The organism is Larkinella soli (assembly GCF_003703975.1).
Classification (GTDB): Bacteria; Bacteroidota; Bacteroidia; order Cytophagales; family Spirosomataceae; genus Larkinella; species Larkinella soli.
Genome location: NZ_QTJY01000009.1, coordinates 207,814 through 227,704 on the forward strand (window position 1 = coordinate 207,814; position 19,891 = coordinate 227,704).

Annotated in this window: 16 protein-coding genes; 9 read left to right on the forward strand and 7 right to left on the reverse strand. The window is 60.4% G+C overall.

Translation table 11 applies throughout. The features are described from left to right. Positions 1-8 precede the first annotated feature (8 nt). The 8 genes from DX909_RS17240 (at position 9) to DX909_RS17275 (ending at position 10,831) form a co-directional block, all read left to right on the forward strand. A complete protein-coding gene (locus DX909_RS17240; protein WP_128546433.1) occupies positions 9-3,356 on the forward strand; it encodes a SusC/RagA family TonB-linked outer membrane protein in 3,348 nt (1,115 codons plus the stop codon). A gap of 24 nt (positions 3,357-3,380) precedes the next feature. After that, positions 3,381-4,931 (forward strand): RagB/SusD family nutrient uptake outer membrane protein, encoded by a 1,551-nt coding sequence (locus DX909_RS17245; protein ID WP_128546434.1) that lies wholly within the window; start codon positions 3,381-3,383, stop codon positions 4,929-4,931. A 19-nt stretch (positions 4,932-4,950) separates the two neighbouring features. Then, positions 4,951-5,994: a glycoside hydrolase family 43 protein gene (locus DX909_RS17250; protein WP_128546435.1), complete on the forward strand. Its 1,044-nt coding sequence runs from the start codon at positions 4,951-4,953 to the stop codon at positions 5,992-5,994. A gap of 75 nt (positions 5,995-6,069) precedes the next feature. Next, positions 6,070-6,999 (forward strand): D-2-hydroxyacid dehydrogenase, encoded by a 930-nt coding sequence (locus DX909_RS17255; RefSeq protein ID WP_128546436.1) that lies wholly within the window; start codon positions 6,070-6,072, stop codon positions 6,997-6,999. A gap of 193 nt (positions 7,000-7,192) precedes the next feature. Beyond that, positions 7,193-8,254, forward strand: coding sequence for a glycoside hydrolase family 43 protein (locus tag DX909_RS17260; protein WP_128546437.1), 1,062 nt, complete (start codon positions 7,193-7,195; stop codon positions 8,252-8,254). A gap of 237 nt (positions 8,255-8,491) precedes the next feature. After that, positions 8,492-9,283, forward strand: coding sequence for a hypothetical protein (locus DX909_RS17265; RefSeq protein ID WP_128546438.1), 792 nt, complete (start codon positions 8,492-8,494; stop codon positions 9,281-9,283). 170 nt (positions 9,284-9,453) lie between these two features. Continuing rightward, positions 9,454-9,933 carry a MarR family winged helix-turn-helix transcriptional regulator gene (locus DX909_RS17270; protein WP_128546439.1) on the forward strand — a complete coding sequence of 160 codons (480 nt, stop codon included), beginning with the start codon at positions 9,454-9,456 and terminating at the stop codon, positions 9,931-9,933. Between the two features lie 193 nt (positions 9,934-10,126). Further along, a complete protein-coding gene (locus DX909_RS17275) occupies positions 10,127-10,831 on the forward strand; it encodes a helix-turn-helix transcriptional regulator (RefSeq protein WP_229311085.1) in 705 nt (234 codons plus the stop codon). On the opposite strand, the gene egtD is transcribed toward DX909_RS17275, so the two are convergent. The 5 genes from egtD to DX909_RS17300 are packed head-to-tail and all read right to left on the reverse strand — an operon-like array spanning position 10,811 to position 16,495. After that, on the reverse strand, positions 10,811-11,908 hold the full coding sequence (egtD, locus tag DX909_RS17280) for an L-histidine N(alpha)-methyltransferase (protein WP_128546440.1): 1,098 nt from the start codon (positions 11,906-11,908) through the stop codon (positions 10,811-10,813). The two genes, DX909_RS17275 and egtD, sit on opposite strands and share 21 nt — an antisense overlap. Beyond that, positions 11,872-13,152 carry an ergothioneine biosynthesis protein EgtB gene (egtB, locus tag DX909_RS17285; protein ID WP_128546441.1) on the reverse strand — a complete coding sequence of 427 codons (1,281 nt, stop codon included), beginning with the start codon at positions 13,150-13,152 and terminating at the stop codon, positions 11,872-11,874. Before egtB ends, egtD begins: the two co-directional genes overlap by 37 nt. Beyond that, positions 13,149-13,430 (reverse strand): UBP-type zinc finger domain-containing protein, encoded by a 282-nt coding sequence (locus tag DX909_RS17290; protein WP_128546442.1) that lies wholly within the window; start codon positions 13,428-13,430, stop codon positions 13,149-13,151. The genes egtB and DX909_RS17290 overlap by 4 nt, the downstream gene beginning before the upstream one ends. Positions 13,431-13,448: 18 nt before the next feature. Next, on the reverse strand, positions 13,449-15,110 hold the full coding sequence (locus DX909_RS17295) for an FAD-dependent oxidoreductase (protein WP_128546443.1): 1,662 nt from the start codon (positions 15,108-15,110) through the stop codon (positions 13,449-13,451). After that, positions 15,107-16,495, reverse strand: coding sequence for a sensor histidine kinase (locus DX909_RS17300; protein ID WP_128546444.1), 1,389 nt, complete (start codon positions 16,493-16,495; stop codon positions 15,107-15,109). Before DX909_RS17300 ends, DX909_RS17295 begins: the two co-directional genes overlap by 4 nt. Positions 16,496-16,558: 63 nt before the next feature. Here DX909_RS17300 and DX909_RS17305 point away from each other — a divergent pair, with 63 nt between their 5' ends. Continuing rightward, the gene (locus DX909_RS17305; protein WP_128546445.1) at positions 16,559-18,406 is read left to right on the forward strand and encodes an outer membrane protein assembly factor BamB family protein; all 1,848 of its coding nucleotides are present in this window, start codon (positions 16,559-16,561) and stop codon (positions 18,404-18,406) included. Between the two features lie 105 nt (positions 18,407-18,511). Here DX909_RS17305 and DX909_RS17310 read toward each other — a convergent pair whose 3' ends face one another. Both DX909_RS17310 and DX909_RS17315 read right to left on the reverse strand, forming a co-directional pair. Then, on the reverse strand, positions 18,512-18,811 hold the full coding sequence (locus DX909_RS17310; protein ID WP_128546446.1) for a hypothetical protein: 300 nt from the start codon (positions 18,809-18,811) through the stop codon (positions 18,512-18,514). A 112-nt stretch (positions 18,812-18,923) separates the two neighbouring features. Then, positions 18,924-19,844, reverse strand: a complete 921-nt coding sequence (locus DX909_RS17315; protein WP_128546447.1) for a DUF4249 domain-containing protein — start codon at positions 19,842-19,844, stop codon at positions 18,924-18,926. Positions 19,845-19,891: the final 47 nt, after the last annotated feature.

A 19,891-nucleotide genomic window follows, 5' to 3' on the forward strand; every position in this document is an offset into this window, starting at 1 on the left:
TTAAAATCATGAACAAACGAGTACTCCGTATCACCTGCCTGAGTCTGGTTGTGGTAATGTCCGGTCTGGAGCAGAAAATTTTTGCTCAGGTTCTGGCGAGCACCCACGCTCAGGACGTCTACCAGCCCGTCGAGGTCCAGAAGACCGGCCGGGCGGTATCTCTGAAGAAAATTCTGTCCGATCTGGAAGGCCGCTTCCATGTAACCTTCGCGTTCGACGAGAACCTGATCCGGGACCGCCGGGCGGTCGTGGTCGGCGGCAGTTCGGTGGAGTCGATTCTGGACCAGATCCTGACCCCGCAGGGCCTGCGTTACCGCAAGGTGAAAGATACGATTTATGTGATTCTGGAAGCGTCGGAGAAGTCGGCGCTGGCCCCGGTTCTGCTTCCGGCGAGCGTCGACCCAAAAGTCGAAAGCGCCCGGGTGGCGGCCCGTCGCATTACCGGCACGGTAACCGATGAGCAGGGGGGCGGCATCCCGGGTGCGACCGTTCTGGAACAGAATACCACCAACGGGACGACGACCGACGCGAACGGGCGGTTTACGCTCAACGTGTCGGACAACGCGACGGCCGTGGTGATTTCGAGCATCGGGTTTCAGACCCAGACCATTCCCGTCACCACCCAGACCGAGGTGAACGTCACGCTGACCGCCGACGTCCGCTCGCTCAACGAGGTGGTCGTGGTCGGTTATGGTACCCAGCGCCGGGGTGACCTGACGGGCGCCATCGGCATCGTGGATACGAAGGAACTCCGCAAAATCCAGACCGCCCAGGTCGGCGAGCAGCTGCAGGGCCGGGTGGCCGGGGTCAACGTCATCTCGACGGGGCAGCCGGGTGCCAGCCCGATCATCAAGATCCGCGGTACCGGGACCTTCGGCGGCAACTCGGCGCCCCTCTGGGTCATCGACGGCCTCCAGGTCAGCGACCCGGGCCGGGAGTTCAACCCGAACGACGTCGAGTCCATTCAGGTGCTGAAGGATGCCTCGGCCACGGCGCTCTACGGTTCCCGCGGCATGAACGGGGTCATCATCGTGACGACTAAACGGGGCAAGAACGGCGCTCCCCGCGTCGATTTCAGCACTTACGCCGGGGTGCAGAGCATTCCGCGCCGGCTGCCCCTGACCAATGCCGCCGAGTTTACGCGCATCAACAACCTGGCCTACAGCAACGCCGGGCTTCAGCCGCTGAAACTCCGTCAGGGCGTCGATACCGACTGGCAGGACGAGTTCTTCAAACAGGGTGCCATGACCGACAACACCCTGACGGTATCGGGCGGAACGCAGAACAGCAACTATCTGATTTCAGCCAACTATTTCTTTCAGGACGGTACCGTCGTCGGACCTTCGTTCCGGCGGTATCAGATCCGGGCCAATACCGAGATGAAGAAAGGCCGGTTTACCATCGGGCAGACGCTGAGCCTGGGCCGCACCAACACCCGCCTGCTGAACGGCAACCCCTTCATCGACCTGATGCGGATGCTGCCGACCATCCCGGTCTATGACCCGACCGTGCCGGGCGGCTACGGCATCGGTGACCCGAGCAACAACACCTTCGGAACCAACCCGATCGGGGCGCAGAAGCTGAACATCAACACCCAGCTCGGCAATCGGATTCAGGGAACCATCTACACCGACATCCGGATTTTCGACTACCTGACCTACCGGCTCCAGGGAAGCCTCGAATACCAGTCGTATTTCGATCAGGGCAAATTCCAGTCGGGCCGGATCAGCCAGAACCAGGTCATCAACCCGCCGACGCTGAGCGAAACCCGGGGCGAGCGCTTCAACCCGCAGATCGAGCAGACACTGACCTTCAACAAGGATTTCGGCGTCCACCACGTCGACGCCCTCGTCGGCTACACCCGGTATTCGACCAACCTGCGGTTTACGAGCGGCACCGTGCAGGGGACGCCCGCCAACATCTGGGTGCTGCGGGCCGGAACCATCTCGCCGGTCGTCGGCGGGGAGGAGTTTGCCAGTTCGCTGATCTCCTATCTGGCGCGGGTCAACTACTCCTACCAGAACAAATATTTGTTGCAGGCCAACTTCCGGCGCGACGGCTCCTCGAAGTTCAGCAGGAACGACCTGTACGGCAACTTCCCCTCGGCCTCGGTCGGCTGGCGGATTTCGGAAGAAGCCTTCCTGAAGGATAACGTCGACTGGATCAACGACCTGAAAATCCGGGCCAGCTACGGCACCGTCGGGAACCAGAACATTCCGGAGTACGAAATCCAGCAGTTCATCAATCCCAACGTCACCTACGTGCTCGGCAACAGCCAGTCCATCGTTCCGGGGGCCATCAACACCCGCCTGACCAACCCGAACCTGCGCTGGGAGAGCAAGACCCAGCTCGACGTCGGTTTCGACGCCAACCTGTTCAACAACCGGATCACCGTCGGCTTTGACTATTATCACGCCAAATCGAAAGACCTGCTGACCCGCGTTCCCATTCCGTTAACGGCGGGCAGCTCGGGCGAAAATCCCTACGAGAACATTGCTTCCATGCAGAATAAAGGCGTCGAACTTTCGTTGGGATATAACGGGGCGTCCGGTAAACCGCTTCAGTATTCGCTGTTCGGAACGTTCACGACCGTCCGCAACAAGGTGCTGGGGCTGGTGCCGGCCAACAACAACCAGCCCATCTTCGGCTGGGGCGGGGTGACCCGCACGGCCATCGGCCACCCGGTCGGGGAGTTTTACCTGCTGCGGATGGACGGCATCTTCCAGACCCAGGAGGAAATCGACAACTCGGCCCAGAAAGGCTCGGCCACCCCGGGCGACATTCGCTGGAAGGACGTCAACGGCGACGGCAAGATCGACCTCGACAACGACCGTGAATATGCCGGAAGCCCTTTCCCGAAATTCGAGTACAGCCTGAACGCGACGGCCAGCTTCAAGGGATTCGACGCGACGGCCTACTTCTACGGCGTTTACGGCAATTCCATCTTCAGCCCGATGCGGTACTGGACCGGTCGTTACGACGACCCCGGCAGCTACCGGACCGACGAACAGCCCTGGACCGGGCCGGGTACGTCGAATACTGTTCCGAAGCCGGTGATCGGCGACCCGACACTCAATGCCACCTTCCTGTCCGACCGCTGGCTGGAATCCGGCTCGTATCTGCGGATGCGGTCGCTGCAGATCGGCTACAGCCTGCCGGCCAAAACCGTCAGCCGGTGGAAGGTCGTTAGCAGCCTGCGGGTGTACGTCTCGGCCCAGAACCTGTTCACGATCACGAAGTACAAAGGCTACAACCCCGAGGTGCCCGGTCCGGACCCGATTCTGGGCCGCAGCGTCGACGACGGCAGCTATCCCGGCTCGCGGATTCTGACGGGCGGTCTTCAGGTTAGTTTTTAATGAATCGATTAAATCAGAAAACCCATGAAACTTCATAAATATCCGGTCTCGCTCCTTCTGACGCTGGCCCTGCTGGCCGGCTGCTCGGACGATACCCTGAATAAGGTCAGCCCGAATGCGCTGACCGTCGAGACCTTTTGGAAAACGTCCGACGACGCGGTGCAGGGCGTCAATGCCACCTACAGCGGGCTTCAGCAGATCGGGGTGCAGCGCTGGCCGCTGTTCCTGTTCGACCTGCGCTCCGACGAAGGCTACAGCCAGAGCCCCTGGACCGAATTGGCGAACATGACCAAGTTCATCACCCCGAACTCCAACTTCGAGCCGATGTATGTCCAGTGGACGGACCTCTACCGCGCCATCGGCCGGGCCAACCAGGTGATTGCCTACGTGCCCGACATCGAGATGGACGCCACGCTCAAAACCCGGGTGCTGTCCGAAGCAAAATTCCTGCGGGCCATCTTCTATTATTACCTCGTGATGAATTGGGGCAATGTGCCGATGGTGCTGACGCCCCAGACGCCCAACGACCGGCCCGATCAGGCCACCGAAGCGCAGGTCTGGGCGCAGATCGAAAAGGACCTGACCGAAGCGAAAGCCGGGCTGCCGGTGAGTTATGATGCCGCCAACGTGGGTCGGGCCACCAAGGGGGCTGCCACGGCCCTGCTCGGCAAGGTGCTGCTTCAGCAGCGCAAATGGGCCGATGCGGCCGTTCAGCTGAAGGAGGTGGTGGACCAGTCGCCGACGGTGTATGACCTCGTGCCCAATTACCAGGACAACTTTACCGCGACCAACGAGAACAACAAGGAGTCGGTGTTCGAGGTGCAGTATGCCTCGGCCAACCGCGGACCGTTCGACGAGCTGGGCGGTAGCGAGGGCAGCGAACGGGCGCAGTTCTTCGGCGCCCCCGGCATCGGCTGGACGGACGGCCAGCCGACCCGATGGCTGTTCAACGAGTTCATGAAGGAAAAGACGAAGGACAACAAGGTCGACCCCCGGCTCGACGTCACGATGTGGTATTACCGGCCCAACGATCCGAATTACCTGATTTACGGCAAAACCATCGAGGAACGGCAGAAACTGTCGAACGGCCGGTATACCGAAAACGACCGGTTCTGGCGGAAATACCAGAACGATTATCCGAACCAGACCGAGAACTACTTCTCGCCGATCAACTACCGGATGATCCGTTTCGCGGATGTGCTGCTGATGTACGCCGAAGCCCTGAACGAAACCGGCAAAACCGCCGAGGCCATCCCGCTGGCGAACCGGGTGCGGGCGCGGGTCAACATGCCGAACCTGCCCGCAGGCATGAGCCAGGCGGCTTTCCGCGAACAGCTGCGTCACGACCGGGTGGTTGAGCTGGCGGGCGAGAGCGTGCGGTTTGCCGACCTGAAGCGCTACGGGTTGTTAGGCCCGGAACTCGCCGGACCCGCCAGCCAGCAGAACCAGCCGCCCTCGGAGGCCAACTTCGACACCGATTTTAAAAATTTCGTGAAGGGCAAGTCTGAACTCCTGCCTATCCCGCAGCGGGAACTGGACGCCAATCCGAAGCTGAAACAGAATCCGGGCTGGTAATGCATCCAACTGATAATCAATGAAATTTGCTTTCAAGCTCCTGTGGCTCGGGCTGGTCCTGATCACCTGCCGGCAGACGGAATCCACCGTCGATCCGGTGCCGGTCAGCCCGGCGGGGACCTTTACCAACCCCCTGCTGAACTCCGGCCCGGACCCCTGGGTAGTGCGGCAGGGGGACTGGTATTACTACTGCCATACCGTGGGCGACCGCGTGCAGCTCTGGAAGGTTAAAAACCTCACCGACCTGAGTGAAACCGAACCCAAAACCGTCTGGAAACCCGCCGACGGCCTGCCCTACAGCCGGAATGTCTGGGCACCTGAACTGCATCTTCTGGACGGGAAGTGGTACCTCTACGTGACGGCCGGGGCCGGCGACGTGTCGACGCAGCGGCTCTGGGTGCTCGAAAATGCCTCGGCCGACCCTACGGAGGGTGAGTGGACGTTCAAAGGGCAGCTGACCACGGCCGACAACCGCTACGCCATCGACGCGAACGTGTTCGAGTTCGGCGGGAAGCGATATGCGGTCTGGTCGGGCTGGGAGGGCAGTGAGAACGTGGCGCAGAACCTGTACATCGCCCGGATGAGCAACCCCTGGACGCTCGAAGGGCCGCGCGTGCTGATCGCGAAACCGGAGTACGACTGGGAACGGCAGGGCGCACCGCCGGCCGTCGACGAGGGACCGGAAGCGCTCCAGCATGCCGGGAGACTGTTTATGGTCTTCTCGGCCTCGGGATGCTGGAGCGACGACTACGCGCTCGGCCTGCTGACCCTGACCGATAACGGCGACCCGCTCAACCCGAACGCCTGGAAGAAAACCCCGCAGCCGGTATTCACGAAGGCGCCCGACGCCCGGGCTTTCGGGCCGGGGCACTGTAGTTTTTTCCGGTCGCCGGACGGGAAGGAAGACTGGATTCTGTACCACGCCAACCCGCTGTCGGGACAGGGCTGCGGCAACAACCGTTCGCCCCGGATGCAGAAATTCACCTGGGGGCCGGACGGGACTCCGCAGTTCGGGCGTCCGGTAAAGACCGGTGAGCCGCTGCCGTTGCCGTCGGGTTCGTAAAAAGAGGAAACGGATTGTTTGGGAAGGGCAGGAACGGTACTTTAGCGGCCGTAACCATCTTCCTTGCCGTCCGCCATGACTATTTTCGTGTATACCCCGCTGTCGGAAGACAACCGGAATTACCTGATTCAGCACCTGCCCGACGGCCTGACCGTCCTGTTCCGGAAAGAGCTTTCGGAGGAGGAGCAGAAAGCCGCCTTCCGTGACGCCGACATCCTCATGGGCAACCCGCCCGTGGCCTGGTTCGCCGAAACCGGCAGGCTGAAGTGGTGGCAGCTCGATTCGGCCGGTTTCGACGGCTACCGGAACGTGAAACTGCAGGCGAAGGTAACCAACATGGGGGATTATTTTGCCTGGCCCTGCGCCGAAACCATCGTCGCCGGCATCATGGCCTTTTACCGCAACATCCACGAACTGGCGGTATTGCAGACGCAGAAAAAATGGGTCGGCGTACCGATCCGGTTCAAACTGAATCTGCTGAAAAATAAAAAAGTGGTCATATTAGGCGCCGGCACGATCGGGCAGGCGGTTCATCAGATGCTGAGCGGCTTTCAGTGCGAGGTGAAGTTTCTGGCCCGGACCAATCCGCAGGCCGAACTGCATACACCCGAAGAACTGAAGGCGGTTCTGCCCCGGACCGACCTGGTCGTCAACTGCCTGCCCGGCATGGCCCGCGAATTTTTCTCGGCCGAGATGATTGCCGCCATGAAGCCGGGGAGCCTGTATGCCAACATCGGCCGGGGCAGCACCACCGACGAGGACGCCCTGATCGACGCTCTGCAGGAAGGCCACCTGGCCGGGGCGGTGCTGGACGTGACGGAGGTGGAACCACTCCCGGCCGACAGCCCGCTCTGGACGATGCCGAACGTCATCCTGACCCAGCACACCGGTGGGGGCGTCGCGACGGAGGACGAAGGCAAGGTCGACTGGTTCATAAAAAACCTGAAGCGGTTCGTGGCCGGTGAGACGCTGGAAAACCAGGTCGATCTGTCGAAAGGGTATTAAACCACCCCCGGCCGGACCACCCCCCGGCCCCCTCCTTGGTAAGGAGGGGGAGTGCGCTGCCTAATCAGATCCCTTTTGGGGTACGAACTTGAAAAAAGGAGAAGCCAGGCTTGCGGAGCTAAGCCCCTCCTTACCAAGGAGGGGTTGGGGGTGGTCTGGGGCTAAAAGTTACCAAGTTGAGCATTGCCACAGTATGAAAAAAATACTTCTTTACCTCCTGCTGCTGCCCGGCTTCTGCCTGGGTCAGAGCTTTCGGAACCCGCTGCTGCCTTCGGGTGCCGACCCCTGGAGCATCTATCATGACGGCTTCTACTATTACACCCATACGACCGGACGCAACCTGACGCTCTGGAAAACCCGCTCCCTGGCCGACCTCGCGACCTCGGAGAGGAAAGTGGTCTGGACCCCGCCGGCCACCGGCCCGTATTCGAAGGAAATCTGGGCGCCCGAACTGCACCGCCTGAGGGATAAAAAAGGAAAGGAACGCTGGTACCTGCTGTTTGCGGCCGACGACGGTCACAACCGCAACCACCGGCTCTGGGTGCTCGAAAACGAGTCTGCCGACCCGCTGCAGGGCAACTGGGTCATGAAGGGCCAGGTGAAAACGCCCGAAGACAAGTGGGCCATAGACGGCTCCCTCTTCGAACACCGCGGCCGGATGTACCTCGTCTGGTCGGGCTGGGAGGGCGACGAAAACGGCCGGCAGGACATCTACATCTGCCGCATGAAAAACCCCTGGACGGCCAAAGGCAAGCGCACGAAGATTTCCTCCCCGACCTATGCCTGGGAAGTGGACGGCAAGATCCCGAATCCGGGGCCGGACGACAAACCGGTGGTGCTGGTCAACGAAGGCCCGCAGCCGATCAAGTACGGCAAACGCCTGTTTGTCATCTACTCCGCCAGCGGCTGCTGGACCGAAAGCTACGCCCTCGGTATGCTCTACACCGACGCCCGGAAAAATCTGATGAAGGCCCGTCACTGGACCAAACACCCGCACACGGTATTCAAGGCCGAAAGCGTGGCCGGAACCCATGCCGCCGGACATAACTCCTTCTTCAAATCGCCCGACGGTACGGAAGACTGGATTCTGTACCACGCCAACCCGGAAGCCGGTCAGGGCTGCGGTGGACACCGGAATCCGAGGGCCCAGAAGTTCAGCTGGACGGCCGACGGCATGCCTCAGTTCGGGCAGCCGGTAGCGACCGGGGTGGCGCTGCCGGTCCCGGCGGAACGGACTGGTGCTGGAAGTCGTTGAAACGACTGCGCTGCGGACGTCAGGATGCGGTGCATTTAACCCCCGGCTGAAGCCGGGGGCTGTCGACAAACACGCGAAGAAAGCCGGGGGATGTCCTATCCGTTGCCGCCCTCCATCCGGAACGGTTTTAACCGTTTTATTTTGGTCTGAAAATTAGTCCTATAGGACTATGGTACGGCAGCGGCCGGTGCCGGAACTTTGCAACAGTTTTTCAGGATTACAAACCACACTATTCAAATGAAAACTGTTTCAAGCTGGGCCGTTGCACTGGCCCTGACGGCGCTGGTTTCGGCCTGCAGCCAGGATGATGAGGAAGAAAAGAATGACCCGACGCCGGCCGTGAAGGCCACCGTGGTCAGCGCCGGCGGCAACATCAACGCCAAACTCGACGAATTCCGCGCTTTGCTGGGAACCCCGGTCAACACCACCCCCAACCAGACCGCCGGTCGGCGGGAAGTCAACTGGGACGGGGTTCCGGCCAACCTGACCAACGTCAACACCTTCCCGGGTGATTTCTTCAATAATACCGACCCCAACGGCCCGGCCGGGCGCAAACGCGGGCTGGTCACGACCATTTCGGGCGGAGGAGCCGGAGCCGGTTTCCGCATCAGCGACAATGATTTCGCCGATCTGGCGGCTTCCAACGGCGATCAGTTCAACGCCTTCAGCCCGGCCCGCACGTTTGCCACCGTAGGCGTCAATCACCACGATGTGACCTTCCAGGTACCCGGTACCACCACGGCCGCGACCGTGAAAGGCTTCGGCGTGGTTTTCTCGGACGTCGACGACGCCAATGCCACGACGATGGAGTTTTTCGAGGGCGACAAGAGCCTCGGCAAGTTTAAGGCGCCGGTGCGCAGCGATGCCGCAGGCATTTCGTTCCTCGGCGTTTTCTTCCCGGAAAACAAGGTGTCGAGAGTTCGGGTAACGACCGGCAATACCGCCCTGGGAGCGAACGTAACCGACGGCGGTTCGTATGATCTGGTCGTGGTCGACGACTTCCTGTATGATGAGCCGAAAGCCAACTGATCCGGTTTCAGATGATCCCGCAGCCTCCGGCCGGAGGCTGCGGGATTTTCATTTTCCCGGCTTCTCAAATCGCCCGATGCGTTTCATGTCTGCCGAACAATCCGTATCATTGGAGATTACTTCGCCGATGCCGGTGAAGCAGTAGCTGAACGGCCGAACTTCAGGCTCCGATGAAAGACGAGAAGCAATACCACCGCATTGATGACGAAATAAAGCAGTCTGCCTGGCGGAACGAGTTGGATAAGGCAGGCATCAATCTGATTTTCACCGGTAACTGGGTCAAATCCGTTCACAGTGATTTCTTCAAGAGGTTCGGCATTACCTGGCATCAGCACAACATCCTCCGCATCCTGCGCGGCCAGAAGCAGCGCCCCATCAACATCAACAGCATCCGGGAACGCATGGTCGACAAGTCGTCGAACGTTTCCCGCATCACTGAAAAACTGCTCCGTAAGAAGCTCATCGAATCCCGCCCTTCCGAAACCGACAAACGCGCCGTCGAGATCGTCATCACCCAGAAGGGCCTCGACCTGCTCAGTCAGATCGAACAGCAGGTCCACGAAATCAATAACCTGCTGGACCACCTCGAACCCAGCGAGCTGATCGTCCTGAATATGCTCCTCGACAAAATCCGGAACGTCAGCCGGTGAGTTCCTCCGGCCGGGGCGGCCTTCCCTTTTGAATTAAAATATATGTACGTACGTATTTACGAGTTAGCGGAAGATTACCTACCGATAAATAAATGGTAGGTAACTAAATGGAATTAAGGCCTTTGATAGCATTGTTTGGGAAAAAGAAAGCCGGTACTTTCGTACAGATTTATGTGTACGTACGTATAAATTTATGAATTACTCCATCCACACCATGTTTACCGGTTTCCATCCCATGAACCTGCATCTGCTGGAAATGCTGTTTCCGGGCTGGGTCATCACCAGCGCCGATTCCCGAAACGGCCACCGGATCATCGGAGGCAACGGCAATGAATTTTTCGGTCGGCCGGGTCACGGCACGATCAGTGACCTGCCGGCGCTGATTCACCCCGACGATGTCGAAGCTTACCGCCGAAGCCTGCAGAAAATCGAAGCGTTTCTGAAAGAAACCGCCCCGGCCGACGTGAGCCGGTACCGGTTTGGTCTGCAATACCGGTTGCAGCGGGGCCGTGGGCGGTATTTTACCGCTCTGGAGGAGAAGCTGTTTTTCGTCAACGAACAGGGCAGGACCGAGAATTTCTCCCTCTTCCGCGACGTCTCCACCGAGCGGCCCTTCACACGGGTGCAGCTCGACCTGTACAGGGTGCATTCCCTCGGCTACCGCCGGATCGGCTCCTATACGCCGGCCACCCCCGACCAGGGCTTTACGGCCCGGGAGGGTGAAATCCTGCAACTCATCAAAGACGGTCTCAGCAGCAAGGAGATCGCCGACCGGCTGTCGATCAGCATCAATACCGTCCGTAACCACCGGAGCAGCCTGTTCCGGAAAACACAGTCGCGCAATATGGTCGAACTGCTCAACCACTCGCAGTCCGGGCTACCGGTCGGGGCCTTCTGAATCGTCGCCGGGCCGACGCTCGCCGGGCCGACGCTCGCCGGGCCGACGCTCGGCGTCGCGTTCGAACACCACGTCGACAAAGTATTCCCTGCAGTCGGTAAACCAGGCCGTGGGCGTAAACCCGGTGGCCTCGGCGAGCCGCCGGATTTCCGTCCGGTTGTATTTCCGTGAAATCTCCGTGTGGATGACCTCCCCATAGGCAAACGACACGGTCAGGCCGAGCCTCCCGATGCGGACGTCCTGCTTTTTCTCACTGACCAGATAACTGCGGGCCTCTCCGGTTTCCGGGTTGTAGATTTCGTAGTGACTGAATGCCGACAGGTCGAATTCGCCCTCCAGCTCACGGTTGATGCGCCGGAGCAGGTTCAGGTTGAAGGCCCGCGTCAGGCCCTGCCGGTCGTTGTAGGCCGCCTGGATGACGGCGGGGTGTTTCCGGAGATCGATGCCCGTCAGCACCAGATCACCGGGCCGCAGTTTGGCGTAAAGCCGTCGGTAGAAATCGATGGCTTCCTTCTCGGAAAAGTTACCGATGTTCGAACCCAGAAACAGGACCACCTTGCGGGCCTCGGAGCGGGAGGAGAGCGTCTCCAGCGCCCGGAAATAATCGTCGTGCAGCGGTTCGACGGCCAGATCCGGCCAGCGACCCCGCAGGTCCCGGGTGAGCTGGTCGAGGGCGTCGGCCGAAATGTCGATGGGAACGTAAGTGAACCGGGCCTGCCGCTGCCGGAAATGCTCCAGCAATACCTTGGTTTTCAGGCCGTCGCCCGCACCGAGTTCGATCAGCTCGAAGGCTTCGCCGGGGCGTTCGAACAGCCGGAGCATCTCCTCTTTCTGCTGGCTGATGATCTCATATTCGCTGCGGGTAAGGTAATATTCCGGCAGGTGCATGATTTCCTGAAAAATCCGGCTGCCTTCAGCATCGTAGAAGAACCGGGACGACAGCCGTTTGGGCGTTCGGGCCAGCCCGGTACGCACTTCGTCGGCTAAGGCCGAAAGGGACGGGTTTTCGGGGTCGTTGCCGTTGAAGGTATGCCGATCGTTTATTTCTTCACTAAACGGATTCCCGTGAACTGCCATCGTTTGTCAGGTTGGAAAAAGTTGCGGTAAGTCGGCCGGGAATGCCCGGCGGGCGTCGCCACCGAGCCGCCCCGCAGCACCATCTGGTTGATCATGAACTTACCGTTGTATTCGCCGACGGCCCCTTCGGCGGTCTGAAAGCCGGGATAAGGGAGATAGGCCGAATTCGTCCACTCCCAAAGCCGGCCCCAGTCGAAACCGCCGGTGGTGGCGGCCGCTTCCCACTCGAACTCGGTGGGCAGCCGCCGGCCCCGCCGGCGGGCGAAGGCATCGGCCTCGTAGAAGCTGACGTGACAGACCGGCTCGTCGGGGTCGACCGGCTTAAGTCCGTCGAAGGTGTAGTGCCACCACTGCCCGTCGATCCGGTGCCAGTAGAGGGGTGCTTCGATGCGGTTTTCGTTGACCCAGGCCCAGCCGTCGGCCAGCCAGTACCGGAACTGCCGGTAGCCGCCCGATTCGACGAATTCGAGGTATTCGCCGTTGGTGACCAGTGACCGCTCCAGATCGAAAGCCTGCAGGTAAACCTTATGAACGCCCTTCTCGTTGTCGAAATGGAACCCGTCGCCCCGGTAGCCGATGGTGTAAATTCCCTCGGACCACCCCCCGGCCCCCTCCTTGCTGGGGAGAGGGTGATTTGCTCCCGGCCCCTGAAAGGGAGCCGATCCGGCGGAACCAAGCCCCCCAAAGGAGGCTGGGTGGGGATCACTCCCCCTCCTTAGCAAGGAGGGGGTTGGGGGGTGGTACCCCGGAAACAGCGGGTTATGTCCCAGAATGTATTTGATGTCGGTCAGCAGGAGTTCCTGGTGCTGCTGTTCGTGATTCAGGCCCAGTTCGACGAGAGAGTGGAGTTCGGGGGTCAGGTCGGCGGATTCCAGGAAGGCGTGCATCTGCTCGTCGACGTAGGCCCGGTACCGGTACACCTCCTCCACGGTGGGGCGAGTCAGATTGCCGCGGTCGGCCCGCAGCACCCGTTTGCCCACGGCCTCGTAATAGCTGTTGAAGACGAAGCTGAAATCGTCGTGAAAGATGCGGTAGCCGGGCCGGTGCGGAACCAGTACGAAGGTTTCCCAGAACCAGGTCGTATGACCGAGGTGCCACTTCGGCGGGCTGACGTCGATGACCGGCTGAACGACGTAATCCTCCGTCGTCAGGGGCCGGCAGAGGGCTTCACTGTATTGACGGACTTCCTGATACCGTTCACTCAGGCCGGCGGGGGTCGTGGCGGAAATCGGATCGGCGATCATATCGTATACGGGGTAATCTGCTCATCCACAAAGCACCAGAGCCAGAACTCGCCCGGCTCGGCCGACGCAATGACCGGGTGCCCGGTTTCGTGGAAGTGGCGCGTGGCGTGTTTCTCGGGCGACGAATCGCAGCAATAGGTATGCCCGCAGGTCTGGCAGGTCCGCAGATGCACCCACGAACTGCCGTTCTTCACACATTCTTCGCAGACGGCGGGTTCACGGGGCAGAGTAACGTTCCCGATTTCGTTCAGGTGAGCACAGGTTCTTCTTTTCAGCATAGGAGGTCGGAGCCGGGTTTAGGTTTCGGCTAAATATTTGTGAACGAAACTGACGGCCATGGCGCCCTCGCCCACGGCGGAGGCCACGCGGTTCATCGCACCCGCCCGCACGTCGCCGGCGGCAAAGATGCCAGGGCTGCACGTTTCCAGCAGGTACGGCTCGCGGGTGAGCTTCCAGGCTCGTTTAAAATCGTCGTACTGCGTCAGGCTCCGACCGGTCTCGATAAAGCCCTTGTCGTTTTTGATGATGTTCATCTCGATCCAGTCCGTAAACGGCTTGGCTCCGATAAAGATGAACAGGGCGCCGGCCGACACCTTCCGCTCCTCGCCGGTGTTGAGGTCTTTCAGCACGATGCATTCGAGGTGGTCGTGGCCCAGGGCCTCGATCACCTCCGTACAGGGAATCAGCCGGATGTTCGGCGTCTTTTCGATCTGGTCGATCAGGTACTGCGACATGGTGGCCGTCAGGTCGGGCCGCCGGATCACCACATGCACCTCAGAGGCCGTCCGCGAGAGGTACATGGCCGCCTGACCGGCCGAGTTGCCCCCGCCCACGACATACACGGGCTGCCCCCGGAAAGCGAAAGCCTCGGTGGTGGCCGCCCCGTAGTAGACGCCGGCTCCCGTGAACTTGTCGAAGCTCTCGTTATCGAGTTTGTGGTAGGCGACGCCGGTGCTGAGCAGGATGCTGCGGGCCACCACCTCGGTGCCGTCGTTGAGCTGAATGTGCTTGTACTGGCCCTGCGATTTAATGGAAACGACTTCCTGCGGAGCCAGAAACTCCACACCGAAGCGGGTGGCCTGGGTGATGGCCCGCCGGGCCAGCTCGGCCCCGCTGAGGCCATTCGGAAAGCCGAGGTAGTTTTCGATCCGGGAGCTGGTGCCGGCCTGTCCGCCCGGCGCCCGCTTGTCGATCAGGATGGTCCGGAGGCCCTCCGAACCGCCGTACACCGCAGCCGCCAGACCGGCCGGTCCCGCGCCGATGATGGCCAGGTCATACAGCGCCTGGGCCGGGCGGGGCTTCAGGCCGACGGATTCGCCCAGTTCGGCGAGGGTCGGCTGGGTCAGGTGCCGGCCGTCTTCGAGCACCACGGCCGGAAGTTCTTTCCGGTCGATGCCGTAGAGGTCGAGCAGACGCTGCGCTTCCCGGTTGCTCTCGATGTCGAGCCACTGATACGGAAAGAGGTTTCCGGCCAGGAAGTCCTTCAGTTCGTGAGTCCGGGGCGAAAACTGGTAACCGATCAGCCGCAGACCCTCGAAGGCCGGGCGGTGGTTCGACTGCCAGTCGCTGAGCAGTTCCTCCAGCACCGGGTACAGCTTTTCCTCGGGCGGGTCCCAGGGCTTGTTCAGGTAGTAATCCAGCTGAACGTCGTTGATCGCCCGAATAGCGGCTTCGATGTCGGAATAGGCCGTCAGCAGGACGGTTTTCGCGGCCGGATAAATTTTCCGGGCCTGAAGCAGGAAGTCGACGCCGAGCATATCGGGCATCCGCTGGTCGGACAGGAACAGGGCGACGTCCTCATTTTTCTTCTTCAGCTCGACCAGCGTCGCCAGGGCTTCGTCGGCCGAGGTCGTCGCCAGAATCTTGTACTGCTTTCGGTACTGCTGCCGCAGGTCGCGCTGGATGGCCTGCAGCACCTGCTGGTCGTCGTCGACGGCAAGGATGATGGGTGGTTTCATTGGATGGGTAGGCAAACCTTAAACTCTGTTCTTCCCGGTTCCGAGTCGACGTAAATTTTTCCGTTATGGTGGCGGATGATGCCCTGAACGATGTCCAGCCCCAGCCCGGTGCCTTTTCCGACCGGTTTGGTGGTAAAGAACGGGTCGAAGATCTGGTCGATGATCGTTTTGGGGATGCCCGCACCGTTGTCGGTGAAACGGGTCAGCACGAACTCATGATCGACCTCGGCCGTGATCTTCAGCCGGCCGCCGTCGCTCATGGCGTCGACGGCATTGTCGATAAGGTTCGTCCAGACCTGATTCAGTTCGCTCGGATAGGCTTCCACCTGCGGCAGACCCTCCGGCATGTCGATCTCGACCTCGATGTGTTTATCCTTCAGTTTATGTTTCAGTAACCGCAGCGTGCTGTCGATGCCGTCCCGCAGCCGGATGCATTCGCGCCCGGAGCCCCGGTCCATGTGCGTATACGCCTTGATGGCCTCCACCAGCGAGGCAATGCGTTTGGATGCGCTTTCGATATCGATAACCAGCTTTTCGGTCACTAAGTTATTGACCATCCAGTTTAAGACGGCCGGAATAGGTTTCGGTCCGACCTGGCCCAGAATCATATCCAGATCGTCGGGCGTAAAGCGGAAGTCGACCAGCGCTTCGGTCAGGTCCGAGCCATTGGAAACCCCGTTGTCGTCGAGCCAGTCCATCAGGTCGTCTTCGAGATTGCTGCGCTCCATCAGCGAGAGCGGGGCGAGCGTCGTGTGTTCCTTCATCTTCCGGAACAGCAGTTCACTCATGGTGTCCACCTGCTCGTTTTGTAACTGGATGGCCATCACCGCCTTGAACTGTTCGGGCGTCGCCTGGAGGTGCGATTTCAGCGTGGTGGCGCTGCGGACCACCGCCGACACCGGGTTGTTCAGCTCGTGGGCCAGCCCGGCCGACATTCGTCCCAGCGACATCATCTTCTCGTTCTGCTGCATCTGCCGGGTCGATTCCCGCACCCGCGACGTCAGCTGGTGAACGAGCGTCTCGGTCAGTTCGTACTTCGAACGGATCATTTCCCGGAAATAATCGCGGTGCAGCGACAGGAGGGTGGTGGGGTCCATCGTTTTCCAGTAACTTGTCGACTCTTTCATCCGCGAGAACGGCAGCACCCCCGCCAGGGAGCCTTCCTCCCAGGTGACCAGCTCCTGCTGCTGCCCCTGCTGGATCAGGTAAACCTGCAGGCGGCCGGCCATTACGATGAGAAAATGATCGGTTGCGTCGCCCGGACGGACCAGAATCGTTTCGGCGGGATAATCGCGGCATTCCGAATGGTCGACCAGCCACTGGAGCTGGTCTTCAGGCACGTTCCTGAACGTGGGGTTCTGTTGCAGGGAAAGCAGGCAGTTCATAGGGATGGAGTCGTAAGTCGGGCGGTATAGATACGGATTATTTGGCAGAAAATGTATTCCTCCATGCAAACAACGAGTCTTCTGTTTTTCGTTTCACTGTGGCTGATTTCAGCTCTGAAGGCCCAGCCGGTCCGTTTCGCGTTCGTCACCGACACCCACATCGGCGCCCCGGTCACCGCCGTCGAGGACCTCCGGCGAACCGTCTCCGACCTCAACGCCCTGACCGACATCGACTTCGTGGTCTTCACCGGCGACGTCACCGATTTCGGCTCCGACGAGGAGCTGCGGACGGCCAAAGGCGTGCTCGACGGGCTGAACAAAAAATGGTACATCTTTCCGGGAAATCACGATACCAAGTGGTCGGAAAACGGCTGCAACAGCTTCCGGAAGGTGTTCGGAGCCGAGCGGTTTTCGTTCACCTTCGGCAACTACCGGTTCATCGGCTGCGGCAGCGGCCCCAACATGCGGATGTCGCCGGGGCTGGTGGCGCGGGAGGACGTGCTCTGGCTCCGGAGCGAGGTCGAAAAGCTCAAAGGCTCCGACCAGCCGGTTATATTCATGAACCACTATCCGCTCGACGAGTCGCTGGCAAACTGGTACCTGCTCATCGACGAAATCAAGAAAACCAACGTCCAGGCCGCCCTCTGCGGTCACGGCCACGCCAACCGGGCGCTGGATTTCGAAGGCATACCGGGAACGATGGGCCGCTCGAACCTGCGGGCTAAAGACGCCGTCGGCGGTTATAACCTCGTCACGATGCGGAACGATACCATGACCTTCGCCGAGCGGACGCCGGGCCGGCAAACCGGCCCCGTCTGGCGAACCGTTCTCCTGAAAAACCATCACTTCGGCCAGGAAACCGCCCGGAGCTATCCCCGCCCTTCCTATGACATGAACCGGCAGTATCCCGGCGTGGAGGTCGTCTGGGCGAAACAGGACAGCAGCGACGTGGGCGCGGGTCTGGTCGAGAGCGACGGTTTCTGCATCTATCCCAACACCAACGGGCAGATCGTGGCCCTCGCGACGGCCGACGGGCAGGTACGCTGGCGGTTTTCGACGGGCGGAAAAGTCTATTCGACCCCGGCCGTGCGGAAAAACCGGGTCGTGGTGGCTTCTACCGACGGCACCATCTACTGCCTCGACAAGCGCAGCGGGCGGCTGCTCTGGAAGCAGGAGACCGGGCGGCCCATCGTGGCCTCTCCGCTCATCGACGGAAACCGGGTGTATATCGGCAGTTCGGAAGGGAAGTTCCGGGCGCTCTCGCTGACCGACGGTCGGGTTCGCTGGACGTTCGGCGGGGTGAAGGGCTTCGTGGAATCGGTGCCGGTGACCGACCGGCGGAAGGTCTATTTCGGATCGTGGGGATCGAACCTGTACGCGCTCGACAAAAAAACCGGCGATACGGCCTGGACCTGGACCAACGGCAAATCCCGCAACTTCTCACCGGCCGCCTGCGTGCCCGTTCTGTCCGGTAACCGCATCTTCATCCAGACCCCCGACCGCACCGTGACGGCCATCGATGCCGGAACCGGCCGTGAATTCTGGAAAACCAGCCGCCATAAAGGCTTCGAGTCGATGGGCGTTTCGGCAGACCGTTCGCTGATTTACGTCAAGTGCATGCAGGACTCGCTCTGGGCCATCCCGACGGCTTCGGCCGACGGCGAGGGGGCGTGGTACGTCAACTGCGGGTTCGGCTACGAGATCAGCCCCGGCCCGGTGACCGAACAGGACGACCGGATCTATATCCCGACCGACGAGGGCGTGCTCTACGTCGTCGACCGCCGGACCCGCCGGACGGCCTGGTCGCACAAGCTCTCGAACGCGATGGTCAACCGGGTCTGGCCGCTGGGCAACGGCCGGGTTCTGGCCGCCACCATGGACGGAAAAATAGCCCTGATAAAAGGTATTTAACAGACAAATAATATAATAATTTGACCACAAAAAAGCCACCGTAAAACCGCTTGGAATGGTTTTACGGTGGCTTTTATACATTAGCTGTCTGTCTAATTGTCGGTCTCAGGCAAGCCCTCTCCGGGTAGCGAATTTTTTATACAGATTGGTAAAAATATTCTGCGAAGCTCCGGCCCGGACGGCTTCGGCAAGAAGCACCCAGCGGTTTCTTCCCAGTACACTGTCGACGGTATTGTTCCGCCGGCGGTAATACACCATGTAATCGTCAGGGATGCGGACGATGGATAAAGTGTCCTCTTTATCAACCTGTTTCGTGGTAATCAGGGCGGCCAGGTAAGCCCGGGCATCCTCGATGGTATCCGTGTAGGTGATGTGAGTATCTTTTCCGTCGTAGTGTACTGTCATGTAAGTAGTCATAAGACAAAACCGGTTCAGGTGAAACGCGATACAATGTTACTGATTTTGAGTATATATACCCATTAAGTACCGATGAAAATTTTTATGCGGATCGGAATTGTTATTTTAAGGTAACTTTCATCGTTGTCTGGTTATACCCGGCGAAGCAGCCCAGCCCGCCTTCGATGTTGGTCGGCAGCAATACCGGCTCGGCAAACGGGTTGTTGTCGGCCTGTTTCTGCAGGGCCAGCGCCCGGTGGTACTGGTAGTAGGCTTCTTCCACATTCAGCAGAACGGCCCGCACCTGCGCCTTTTCATACAGGCCGGAAAAACCGGTGAGGGGCGCCGTAGAAGTGTTGCTGCCCTGGAGGTAGCCGCGGTAGGAGGCCAGCTGCCGGCCCTGTCCGTTCCGGTCGGTGAGCAGCGACGTGAGCGGGTCCGACGACTCGAACACGACGGAGGCCGTCTGCGACCGCGCCCCGGCATCGGTTTTACAGCCGGCGCAGGCCGCCGTGTAGCTGAAGGCGCCCTGCGTCTGGTAAAAGTTGGCCGTGGCGCCGGGGTCCTGCCAGAAATAGCGCACGAAATACTTAGAGGCCCCGCTTTCCCGCACGGAATCGAGCTGGACCCGCTGCAGGGCCACCGACGGCGGGATCGTACACCGGCCCGAGGCCCGCAGGCCGTCCGGTGTCTGGGCCACGATCTGGTAGGTTTCTCCCTCCCGGATCGGGAAGTTTTTGGCCGGGGCCATATAGGCCTGCTGCTTGCCGTTGTAGGTCAGTTTGATGGACCGGCTGCCGCTGCTCAGGGTGACGACGGCTTTGGAAACGACGCCGTAGTTGGTGGTGTAGTTGGCATCGCCCACCGGCCGGGTGGAGTTGACCTTGACCACCAGCAGCGAATCCTGGGGCGACAGAAAGCCGACCAGGACGAGCCGGGTGGCGGGTTGGTCGAAGGTGCCGGGAGCGACTTCCTCCCTCATGTTCTGGCAGCCGGCCGCCAGGAGCGTGACGACGAGGCCAAGGATGCATGTAAGTTTCATGGAGACAGAGTTTATAAGACGGAGTGACAGACTATTTTATAAAAAAA